This is a genomic window from Spirochaetota bacterium, assembly GCA_040756435.1.
In the GTDB taxonomy this organism is placed as follows: domain Bacteria; phylum Spirochaetota; class UBA4802; order UBA4802; family UB4802; genus UBA4802.
In genome coordinates this window covers 1-12027 of sequence record JBFLZD010000028.1, presented here as the reverse complement: position 1 = coordinate 12027, position 12027 = coordinate 1, and the positions used below count along the sequence as shown (strand labels likewise).

The 12027-nt window shown below is 34.6% G+C and carries 10 protein-coding genes; 5 read left to right on the top strand and 5 right to left on the bottom strand.

All coding sequences use genetic code 11. From position 1 onward, the window contains the following. Position 1: 1 nt before the first annotated feature. The 4 genes from AB1444_09200 to mnmG all read right to left on the bottom strand — a co-directional run bounded on the left by AB1444_09200 (position 2) and on the right by mnmG (position 5393). Positions 2–520 (bottom strand): hypothetical protein, encoded by a 519-nt coding sequence (locus tag AB1444_09200; protein MEW6526828.1) that lies wholly within the window; start codon positions 518–520, stop codon positions 2–4. 47 nt (positions 521–567) lie between these two features. Continuing rightward, entirely contained in the window at positions 568–1386 is an 819-nt protein-coding gene (gene rsmG / locus AB1444_09195) for a 16S rRNA (guanine(527)-N(7))-methyltransferase RsmG (GenBank protein ID MEW6526827.1), read from the bottom strand. A 705-nt stretch (positions 1387–2091) separates the two neighbouring features. Continuing rightward, complete coding sequence (locus tag AB1444_09190) at positions 2092–2199, bottom strand: helix-turn-helix domain-containing protein (protein MEW6526826.1); 108 nt, start codon at positions 2197–2199, stop codon at positions 2092–2094. Between the two features lie 1307 nt (positions 2200–3506). Further along, positions 3507–5393, bottom strand: a complete 1887-nt coding sequence (mnmG, locus tag AB1444_09185; GenBank protein MEW6526825.1) for a tRNA uridine-5-carboxymethylaminomethyl(34) synthesis enzyme MnmG — start codon at positions 5391–5393, stop codon at positions 3507–3509. A 138-nt stretch (positions 5394–5531) separates the two neighbouring features. On the opposite strand from mnmG, the gene AB1444_09180 reads away from it, so the two are divergent. Genes AB1444_09180 through AB1444_09160 form a run of 5 tightly spaced genes read left to right on the top strand, consistent with a single transcriptional unit; the run spans position 5532 to position 11749 of the window. Continuing rightward, positions 5532–6068, top strand: coding sequence for an O-acetyl-ADP-ribose deacetylase (locus AB1444_09180; GenBank protein ID MEW6526824.1), 537 nt, complete (start codon positions 5532–5534; stop codon positions 6066–6068). Beyond that, on the top strand, positions 6069–6911 hold the full coding sequence (gene pyrF, locus AB1444_09175) for an orotidine-5'-phosphate decarboxylase (GenBank protein ID MEW6526823.1): 843 nt from the start codon (positions 6069–6071) through the stop codon (positions 6909–6911). A 6-nt stretch (positions 6912–6917) separates the two neighbouring features. Further along, positions 6918–9098 carry a diguanylate cyclase gene (locus tag AB1444_09170; GenBank protein MEW6526822.1) on the top strand — a complete coding sequence of 727 codons (2181 nt, stop codon included), beginning with the start codon at positions 6918–6920 and terminating at the stop codon, positions 9096–9098. Positions 9099–9111: 13 nt separating this feature from the next. Beyond that, a complete protein-coding gene (locus AB1444_09165) occupies positions 9112–10269 on the top strand; it encodes a fused response regulator/phosphatase (GenBank protein MEW6526821.1) in 1158 nt (385 codons plus the stop codon). A 19-nt stretch (positions 10270–10288) separates the two neighbouring features. After that, positions 10289–11749 carry a hypothetical protein gene (locus AB1444_09160; GenBank protein MEW6526820.1) on the top strand — a complete coding sequence of 487 codons (1461 nt, stop codon included), beginning with the start codon at positions 10289–10291 and terminating at the stop codon, positions 11747–11749. Here the strand turns inward: AB1444_09160 and AB1444_09155 are convergent. Continuing rightward, on the bottom strand, positions 11730–11987 hold the full coding sequence (locus AB1444_09155; GenBank protein ID MEW6526819.1) for a transcriptional coactivator p15/PC4 family protein: 258 nt from the start codon (positions 11985–11987) through the stop codon (positions 11730–11732). The genes AB1444_09160 and AB1444_09155 overlap by 20 nt on opposite strands. Positions 11988–12027: the final 40 nt, after the last annotated feature.

Below are 12027 nucleotides of genomic sequence, written 5' to 3'. Positions count from 1 at the left end.
ATTATTGATTTGAACTACCCTTGAAAATTATTACCCCATCTACAGTATCATCACTCTTTTCATCAATAAACGCAATCCCCTTTGACGGATACATGTAGATTGACCCATCTGCATCTTTTAGAACCTTCATTCCTTCATTGCCATAATTAAATACTATTGCCATTATACCCTTTGATAAACGCACACCATCAATTAAAACACCATATGAACCCCATATAATAATAAACGATACCCTGCCAGTATATAATCCTATAATGGTTAATGGATTCCGGTAAGTATATAAATAATGAAAAGGTACCGTAATTTCTGATTGTATTTTTAAAACATCCTTAAATAAATCATGCTGTACCTGTTGTGTTTTTTCAAAAGGGTTCCCCTTTATTAATAAAACTTCCTGTTCAGACATATCAATCACCGTAGATGATGCCCCAATGCCTGGTGCAATTAGAGTTTCATCTTTTATTATCATACTGTGCAGCTGGCCTTGATTTATTTGAGCATTGATTCCTGTAAAAGTCATACAATACACCAAAACCATACTAAGAAGATATTTCTTTTTTATATGGCTCATGAACTTATATCCCTTACATTCGCAACTTCCCTTTTTACAAGAGCATGTTTTCGTGGATAGCTTGCAGGCGTGTACCTATCTTTCATAAAGATTAAACCTTCATATAGTTTCAATTTTCTTGCTTCTTCAAGCGTAGCCATATGTCCGCCAAGATTATGTGCGTGCTTTTTTAAATAGTGAATTAATGTTGCCATATCATTTTTTGCAAAATTATTTGCTTCATGTTGTTTATTATCACTATACTCTACTATTATCTCTTTATCAGTAGACACTATCTTATTATTTTGTATTCTCATTTCATACACATTAAGAGCATAATATATATACATCCACCCCCCTTGCTTCACAAAGGGCAGTCCATACTCCAGTGCCATAAGCGGGTGAGCAAAAGCACGGGCAACAGCAAAATCAAAATTATCCCTATATGCTTTTTCTTTTGCTATTTCTTCTACCCTGCCCTGAATTACCGTAACTATATTAGTTATTCCCAATGTTTCTATTGCATTCAACAGGAATTTAATTTTTTTATTATTTGAATCTACTAAAACACCTTTCATATTCCCGCCAAAATACAGCAATAGCGGGATTCCCGGTATCCCTGCACCTGTGCCTATATCTATAAAATTTGTTCCACGTGGAACATCTACATGCATTAAAGGCGTTATGCTCCCCATGATGAGTTCTTTATAAATAGATTCACTATCTTTTAATCCTGTAATATTAGTATTTTTATTATACTCATGTATAAGCTGTGCATATTCCTGCAGCTTTCTGTTTATTTCCTGGGGTATGATGCCGGAATTTGAATTATGCATAATTCGTATTCTCTTGTACTCAGCTATAAATAAATCATCAATGTATAACAGAATATATTATTCTTTGCAATAATCTTTCTTAATTAATAATTAAAAGTAATTGTCATTTCAAGATAGAATTCCAACATTAAGCTATCCCTGTAAAATCTCATACCAAAATTTCCATCTTTTAGACTTCTGTGAACGTGTATGTATTCATACGTGCATTATCAAGATTAATATTCTTATCTGATGCAATTTTTTAGGATTGCCCTTATCCCACCATTCACTTTCTTTTGTCCAGGCAGCAACAATAGAAAGTGCCAAAGAAAAATGCATTGTTCTTTCTATACTCTATAATCTTACAACAGCTCAGGTTTTAAACAGCATTGGTTTAGTACTTCAATCTAAGAAAAGCTATCCTCTTTCGATAGAAGGTTGCTGATTTTATGGAACACTCGGAGACCATCTATACGATCTTGATTGTGAGCCTTTCGAACTACGCATGCAATATTTGACGCTATACCACCTGAGGGTGTCCCCAAAGACACCTCATTGCAATTACTTTGCACCCACGTCATTGCGAGGAACGAAGTGACAAAGCAATCTTGTCTTCTGATGCATTGAGATTGCTTTACTTCGACATGCTCAGTGCAAGCCCCACGGTTTGTTTTGCGACGGCCCCCATTGCTATGAAATTTTTTACGATTTCTTTATGCCTTATACTCAATATCCACCTGTTACATTCCACTTTATCTTTCTACTTATTGTTGAGGGATGCCTTTGTAATATTCGTGCTATTTCCCATACCGATATTCCTTTATGGAATACCATTTCTTGATGACAATTCTTTCTCCCAATTGTATATGATTCAAAGATACCTCATTTACGTTTTTGTTATTTGAGAATATACCCTCAAAAGGATGTTTTGAGTACGAGTCTACATTTTTCTACTTTGTGTCGGACTTTATTCTTTCATCAGCCAAAAATTATCTCCATACCATTAATCTTTATTTTCAATATGTATTTCATATTGCTTTCTTCATGTACAAAACTTTCCGCTATACTATAATTATTATGATAAAATACCTACATATTCCACAGACCGTATATGATCTTAAAAATTAATTCTCTTGAAAGTTCATGTTTTTTTATTGTAATCAATAGTGCTGTAATGATCAATAATCAATAGATTTGTTAAATATAAAATTTATTCACATCACCCCCTTTCCCCTACTCTTTATATACTTTGGACTATTTCATCTTCAATTTAATAATTGTAAACTTATGGATTACACATTATTTCCTGTATTATACCATGAATTGATCAAATTCATTACATCTTCTATAAAATATTTAAACCACTATCTCTATATGCTCATAAAACGATATTTATTACTAATAAACACTTTGACAACATCATAGCACTAATTTACAACTGCAGCATGGTATTCATGATAGATCATAATCCTATCACTTCATGCTGTTTTATTTAGTATTTGTTCATGTGCCTGTGTATAGATAGTCAAACATGGATAGTAAGTACCTTGATGAGTATGTGTAAAATCATTTCACCACATTATACCAAAGACCCACCTGCTGAAATTTGTTGCATAGCATTTTAATTGAATTTAGTTACTACCAGTTAAACACTGGCCATTTAGCATGCTAAATCCTGCCATTACTTCAATTTGCTGCTCATCCTTACATTGCAAAATCCTGTACATGAAACGTGAAAATATTTCTCTTTATTTTTTAATACTATTAAGAGATGTTTATTTTATCTTTTATAAAATTCTTTTAGTACAATGAACCCAATTCAATAACGTGTTATTATAGCATCATCGATAGAAGCATTGCATGAGCTTTTGATTGTTATCTAAATTCCTAAGTGTTTATTATATTTATTTTACTGCTCAAATGTAAAAATGATTATATCATAATGACCACTGTATATAATCAGACAATTTTAAAAATTTCACAACAGTTTGTTGTATACAGCCTTACTTGTAGTATGATATTTATTCCTAATTAAATTTAATCTTTTTATTGAGAAGTAATGTTATGTGACATAATGTTCCACGTGGAACATTGAATCTCAGAGCATACAATACATATAATTTATTGAAAATATTAGTAACTTAATTGGATTGTTTTCTGTGTAATGATTCAAGATGTACTAAAACTATTGATATATCCGAAGGATCAACGCCTGAAATACGCAGCGCCTGCCCTATGGTTTCAGGCCTTATTTTTTTTAGCTTTTCCCGTGCTTCATTCTTAAGTCCTATGATTGCATCATAATTGATGGTTTCGGGTATTTTTTTGTTTTCCATCTGTTCCAGCTTTTTTATACGCTCCAGGTCTTTCTTTATATAGCCTTCATACTTTATGTTCATCTCAACAATCTTTGCTTCCTGCTCATTCATTATTAGGCTACTATCGCTTTGTATAATAGACGGTAACACATCATCAAGACTGATTTCTGGTCTTCGCAAAAGTTTTCCTGCTTGTATCTGATTTCGCTCTTCTATTTCAATCTGTTTATTTTTAAGGATTTCATGTAACTTTTCATCAATCACAATAGATACTGTATTAATGCTATCTGTCAGTTCCTGTATTCGTTTATACTTTTCTACTGTCTTCTCATACAATGCTTTATCAATAAGGCCAATTTCATATCCATAACGCATCAACCGTTCATCAGCATTATCCTGCCTCAGCAGTAACCTGTATTCTGCGCGTGAAGTAAACATCCTGTATGGTTCATCTGCTCCTTTGGTAACCAGATCATCTATCAGTACACCAGTATACGCTTCAGAACGCTTTAAAACTAACGGTGGCATCCCTAACAGTTTATTACCTGCATTTATGGCGGCAATAATACCCTGTGCAGCAGCTTCTTCATATCCTGATGTCCCATTTATTTGCCCTGCATGGTATAATCCTTTGACCCTTTTTGTTTCCAGTGTGTGGTATAACTCCACAGGAGGTACATAATCATATTCAACCGCATATGCAGGCCGCATAACCTGGACTTCTTCAAGCCCTGGTATGGTTTTTATCATCTCTAACTGTACATCTTCAGGCAATGAGCTTGAAAAACCATTAATGTAGTACTCATTGGTGTGCAAACCTTCTGGCTCTAAAAAGAGTTGATGCCTATTGCGTGAAGAAAAACGGACAACTTTATCCTCAATTGACGGGCAATACCGAGGTCCTATCCCCTGTATCTTCCCTGAGTATAATGGAGAAAGATGAAGATTATTGGTAATAATTGCGTGTGTTGTTTCGGTTGTATAGGTAATATAACAGGGGACCTGTGGGCGATTAATGGAATGTGTTCTATACGAAAATGGTACCGGTACTGGATCAGGATGCTGCACTTCACACTTGCTGAAATCTATTGAATTGCCATTTACCCGAGGAGGGGTTCCTGTTTTCAATCGCTTAACAGGGAATCCAAAGGCTCGCAGTGAATCTGAAAGCTTCTCAGCCGAGAAATCACCCAACCTGCCTGCCTTTTCATTATAATTCCCAATATGTATCAAGCCTTTTAAAAATGTACCTGTACATACAATCACTGCTTTAGCTATATGCTGTTGCCCGCGTATTGTTTCAACACCCTGTACCTGCCCACCTTCTACAATAATTGCATCAACTATATCCTGAATTATTGTTAAATTCTTCTGTTTTTCAAGAACTTCCTTCATGCGTAACTGATACTGCTTTTTATCTGCCTGAGCACGCGGTGCCCATACTGCAGGTCCTTTGCTTTTATTGAGCATCTTATAATGTATGCCCGTTTCATCTATTGCAAGACCCATTTCCCCGCCCAGGGCATCAATCTCTTTCACTAAATGCCCTTTTGCAAGCCCACCTATAGCAGGGTTACAACTCATCTGGCAGACAGTATCAAGGTTACCGGTTAGAAGTAGCGTTGTAAAACCACGGCGTGCCGAAGCCAGTGCTGCCTCAGCCCCTGCATGACCTGCCCCTATAACAATAATATCAAAATACCGTATCATTGTAGTATATATCTCGTAAACATTTTCAATAAATATGCTTGAATAAAACGTATAGTGTGAATACTATTATCAATTAATAATACCTTTTTTTACCATGTAAAAAAAATTTTTTCTACATTACACAGTGGGGGGGTACCAATGGCTGTACATAAAAGCACAATTTTAAAACATATCCACATACTAAAGGGTGATATTACAAAAATGGAAGTTGATGCGATAGTTAATGCGGCTAACCCTTCATTGCTTGGTGGAGGTGGTGTCGATGGCGCAATACACCGTGCCGCCGGACCACAGCTTTTAGAAGAATGCAGGACATTGGGTGGGGCTCAACCCGGAGAAGCCAAAATCACGAAAGGCTACCGGCTTAAAGCTAAACATGTCATTCATACACCCGGCCCTGTGTACCGTGGGGGAAATCACAATGAGGCTGCTATTTTAAAAAATTCATATTACAACAGCATGAGACTTGCAAAGGACAATGGTTGTAAATCAATTGCGTTTCCCGCTATTTCCACCGGTGTGTATGGATACCCAAAAGATGAAGCATGCAGCATAGCACTAGCAACTATCATTGAGTTCATGGAAAAAGAAAATTTTGTGATAGATGTGTATTTTGTACTTTTTGACGATGAGAATTATGGAATCTATACAAAACATTTACAGGAGCTTTCGTGAATGAACTATTGTGAATCGCTGACATACTATTCCAGGAAAAATAAAAGTATTGTGTGCATGGGGCTAGACCCAGTACTTGAAGATATCCCCATCAAAAAGAAATCGATACGCGATACTATTGTAGCCTTTTATGAGGGCATACTTAACAAATGTTTGCAGCTTCATATTTATCCAGCATGTGTAAAACCAAATTATGCTTTTTATGCACAGTACGGCATTGAAGGTGTGCTTGCGTTATGTGATGTCATCACGATATTCAGGAATGAAGGATTTCCTGTGATCCTTGATGTTAAACGTGGTGACATTGGCAAGACTGCCACAGCCTACGCAAAAGAAGCCTTTGAATTTTTTAATGCAGATGCCGTTACTCTGTCACCTTATTTAGGATTTGATTCCATTAAGCCTTTTACCAGTAACTATCGCGAAAAAGGGTTTTATGTTCTTGTTAAAACCTCCAATAAAAGTTCTTCAGAAATACAGGATATTGTTATAAACAATGAACCGCTGTATTTATTAATTGCAAAAAAACTACTTGAATGGTATACTCCAGGTATTGGTGCTGTGGTAGGTGCAACATTTCCTCAGCAACTCAATGATATTATCACGGTATTTGAAGAATCCGGAAAAGATATCCCACTTCTCATTCCGGGCATTGGGACTCAGGGAGGTGACATGGAAGCTGTAATAAAAATATTGAACAACTCAAAAATCAAAGGCCTGCATCGGGTCAATGCTTCCAGTAGTATTAACTATGCATACAAGGAATCACAATACCATAACAAAAATTATGATGAGGCGGCGGTTGAGGCATTAAAAATTTTAAATGAAACATTAGGTTATTAACGAATAATGACAACTAGAATAGAAAAAAATTATCAGATTTTTATTGTTTCAAAAGATGAGGATGCTGTCAGTACAATTACTAAGGTTTTTTCTGACTCTTTATACACTATCACACTTGCAAAAACTGGCATGGAAGTTTTAAGCCTTATCTCATACAAATTGCCCCATATAATTTTAATTGGTACCGATATTACCGATATCAATGCGTTTGAGCTTGTCAGCCTTATAAAGAAAAATTCTATAACCCGTTATGTTCCCTGTATAGTCTTTGGATATAATAATGAAATACAGGATAGAATTTCAGCTATTGATGCAGGTGCTGATGGATATCTCCCTTTACCATTAAAAAATGAGGAATTGCATTCCCTGGTCCATGCAAAACTGATACAGCATGATGAACTGTATTTATTATCCGTAACTGACGACCTCACTGGCCTTTTTACCCGCAAAGAATTTTTCCGTCGTTTTTCATTTGATATAGAAAGCAACATTCACAGATGCGTCTCAATCACAATTATAGATATTGACCACTTTAAAAATATTAATGATACCTATGGCCATCCTGTGGGGGACATAGTCTTGATACAGTTAGCCAATATGCTAAAATCACTGCAATCAGAGAATTATACACCCGCACGATTTGGTGGTGAAGAGTTTGTCGTTATTTTCCCTGGTGTCCAGGCAACAGAAGCAAAAAAAATTATTGACCGTATCAGGCTCCAGTTTTCAAGCATCAACTTTAAAACAAATACACCTGACAAGTCTTTTTCAGTCAGCTTTTCTGCCGGCATTTCAGAATACCCTTCAATGGGTATAAATTTATCAGAATTACTGTCACGTGCAGATCAGGCATTATACTCAGCAAAAACTGATGGACGAAACCGTGTCTATGCGTTCAGTCCAATAATGTCCCGGAACGATAAATTCTGGGAATATATAAAAACAAATAAAATAATAAAAAACATCTTCATTGACCCATTTCTTCACGAACCTGTAACAGGGTATCACTACCTCCCAGTTGTCCTTGAAAACCTGCTTTCATTTGAAACATCAATAGATGCTATAGGGGTTTTAATAATTAAAGTTTTACCACTTGTTGATTTTTACCAGTATAGAGGATATAAAAATTTTGAATATGATATTGAGAATATTTCTTTACTCATACCCAAAATTTGCGAGATACATTTTCCGTATGAGCGATATGTTACTGTTGCAGATCTTTATGATTATGAGATAGCTATCCTGTTCCCATTTCCATCAGCATTAAAAACTAATGTTTCAGAATTTACAAAACTTTGTAAAGAACTGGTGCTGGATATATCACTGCAATCAATACATCACCATGTTGAAATTCATTATGCCCATGGTGTTGTTCCATTCCATAAACATCTGGCCAGAAAAATACTTCAGGAAATAAAATCAATAAAATCTAATTTTTCACCCCTGCTATCACTTGCCAATGAAGCAGAAATTATTTCATCTTTTTGGCAGGAAATTCATTCAAAAAAAGATATCAGTGATTATATTTTTTTATTACCAGTCTATAATACTGAATTTACTCGATCACTGTGTCATGTATTCAGCAAACAGCTGGTATCGGCAAAAAACTTTTTTGATATAATGATAAAAAACGCAATTACATCTGAGGAACATTACTTACAGTTTGTTTCTTCATTAGCAAATATTGTATCGGCTCACAAATTTCATTTACCGTTTATCATCAACTGGATCCCTTCTATAGACCTATCTTTACAGATAAGTACCCTTCAAGAAGTGTGTACCAAACTTTCACTGGACAAAATAGTTTTGGCTATTGCCGAGATAGAATTACACTCTTTCATCTTGCACTATGATGGATTAAGCTCAAAGAACACTACACCAGTTGAATTTGCTGTTTCAAACTGTTACATCGGGAGTAATTTACTGCAGTCACTTTCTACAATTGAATTTTCTTTGGTTATATTATCAGAACATATAATACGCAATCTCCATTACTTTAAAGACAGAATAAAAATTATCAATGGGTTGCGATTATTCTGCGACCAGATTAATCTACCTCTTTATGCTCCCAATATACTTAAAGATGAGGAATACAGAATCATAAAAGATATTAATATTACGTATTCTTCCGGGCCATATATTGAACAGCAATATGCGCTTTTTTCATCATCAACAAAAGTAAAGTGAAGGAGCAGGTACTATGATTTTGCAACCTTTTCATTCATCTGATATGCCAAAAAATATACTCGTTATTGATGATAGCAAATTAAACAGAGCAATTGTGAAAAATACTCTTTCAGCATATAACATAAATGTTTTTGAAGCAGCAGATGGAAGAGAAGGGCTCAATGCATTAAAATCTAAACAGTTTGATTTAATATTAGTTGATATTGTTATGCCCAATCTGGATGGATTTGGTTTTCTGGAACAATTTAAACAATACATCGGGAATGAATTCATCCCCGTCATTCTTATGACGGGCCTTGATGATTTAAACTCCAAGATTAAGGGATTAACCATTGGTGCAGATGATTTTTTATTAAAACCTTTAAACCAGAAAGAACTGGTAGCACGAGTTCAATCCTTGCTTCGCTTAAAAAGTGCCCATGATGAACTCTATGAAAAAAATCAGCTCATTCAAAAAGAACTGGAATATGCCAAACGGCTTCAGCAATTTATCATTCCTAAAGATTTTTCTTTTGTTCCATACCCATCTATCAGTGGAAGATATCTTCCTATTGCAGATATTGGTGGTGATCTGTTTGATTGCTACAAAATCTCTGATTCAAAAGTTGGTGTACTGATAGCTGATGTTACTGGTCACGGTATACCTGCTGCACTGGTTATGAGTATGGCCAAGATGACATTCAGCATATACGCATATGAAATAGAAAATACCAAGGAATTAATGAAAAAAATTAATGAAGAAATGCGCGGATTACTTTTAGATATGCAATACATTACTGCATTCTATATGGTCATAGATGTTGAGAAAAAAACAGTCTCATTCACAAATGCTGGACACACGCGCCCGCTATTCTATAGAAAAAGCGCTGACAAAATTATTGCTCTTGATACCAACGGTTTATTTTTAGGTATCCAGGATGAATCACTGTATGAACAAAAAACCATTCATTTTGAACACGGTGATAGGTGCATCCTTTATACAGATGGAATAACTGAAATAAAAAATGAGAATAAAGAGGAATTTGGGGAACAAAGACTGGCAAAATTTTTAAAACAACACAATGAAAAACCCGAAGATTTCTGTGAACATCTTTTACAGACACTTGACCATTTTTCTCCACTTCATGACCGAAAAGATGATGTTGCGTTTATGTTCATAGATTTTTCATAAATATATAACTTGTACAGCAATGTTTTATAATACTGCATCACACCTGATTTTTTACAGTTTATTGTATGGTCTTGATAATTTCATTTTAAGTTCAGGCATATGTGAAGGGATTGCATTATCTCCATGGCAGGCAGGAAAAAGAATTGTAAAGAAATACTATGTAGTAGTAACATTAAAAAGATTAACGTCAAAACAGTATCCAATAATCATAACAACCGATTCTGAAGATATTTTCAAAGTTATCATAGATTATATTCAACAAAACATTTCCAATATTGGATTGCGTTTAAGTTTATTATCAAAAAAAAAGTTACAGGCTACCTTTGCTTTTAACAAACCTCTTGAATATACACCATGTGATAGTGTGCATATTTTTTTTAGTGTATATATTCGCTGTAACAATCCACACCTTGTCGACGAGTATTTTACTATATATATGCCTCTAGAATTATTCACACTATTTAGAATAAACGTTAGCAATTATACAACATGCCATTCATTGAATGATATCGAGACACAATTTTTACAATTCTTCAACGACCCCTACAACCTGTTTCCATCTTTGCCAATAATCCTTGAAACAATGGAAGATACTGAGTTCCAAAAATTGATATACTTTTTATTGAATGAAAAGATACTTACTCCTTACCATCTGTATTTGCTAACACGAGCATTCCCACAGCATGCATTAAAAATTAAATACAATATTTCAAGTAACCTGATATCTGATATTCTTCATGTTGGGAAAACTATACACCATATAACAGCAAGGGACCTTATTGAAGGAATATATGCTTTTGAAGAAATTCTTTATTTAAAACTAAGAACCAAACCATATTTCATATTTGGGAATTTTATTGATCAAATTACCAGCGTTTTGCACCATATTGCTATTGTATCAACATTCCAGAAAAAAACATTTGAAACATGGTTTTCTGAAATAGAAAAATCTGGATTACTGTATACGATTTTATCGCATTGCGATGATGTAACTATCGCCACAGCTTTTAATGATAATTCAAAGCTTTTCAATCAACTATCTAACTATCTATCTTCCAGGCGAATAAAAAGTATAGCCTCATACGTAAACAACAAATATACCTATGACCACACAATCCTGTCACAGTATACAATAGTCCAGCATTACCTAAAAAATGTATCACATATCAATATGCTGTATACAATGCCATTTAACCAGCTGTTAAAAAAATGTATTGATCCTCAGATGATGTATTATATACTGTTTGATTGTGGATGGTTTACTATTGCCACTGCCTTGAAACAAACACCTAAAAAGCTTGTTTGTGATTGTATACAGAAATTTCCGCAAGGGGCACAATACTGCATTCTGGATGTCTATGATGGTGTGCTTAATCCAAATATAGTTCATGATGAAATGCAGATAAAAAAAGCCCGTCAATTGGTAATACAATCTCTGATCAGATTACACTGCAATGGAACTATACATTGTGAGGTGTAGTGCCGTGTTTTTTATCATGCAAATATTCTGCTATCTTTGTTATTGCTTCCTGTAATTCACTGAACTTATCAACCGAAAGCGCAACACCTTTTTGTGTGGGTTTATAAACAACCTCACCATCATCAATTGCCTGATACCATATTCTAAGATTAATAAGTTCTTTTCCCTGATATTCCGAAATTTCCACTCGTATAATCTCATTATTATTTTTTTTTATGTCTTTAATTATAACACCCATTGTTTCCCTCTACCATTGTTTTATTAACATATAATACACA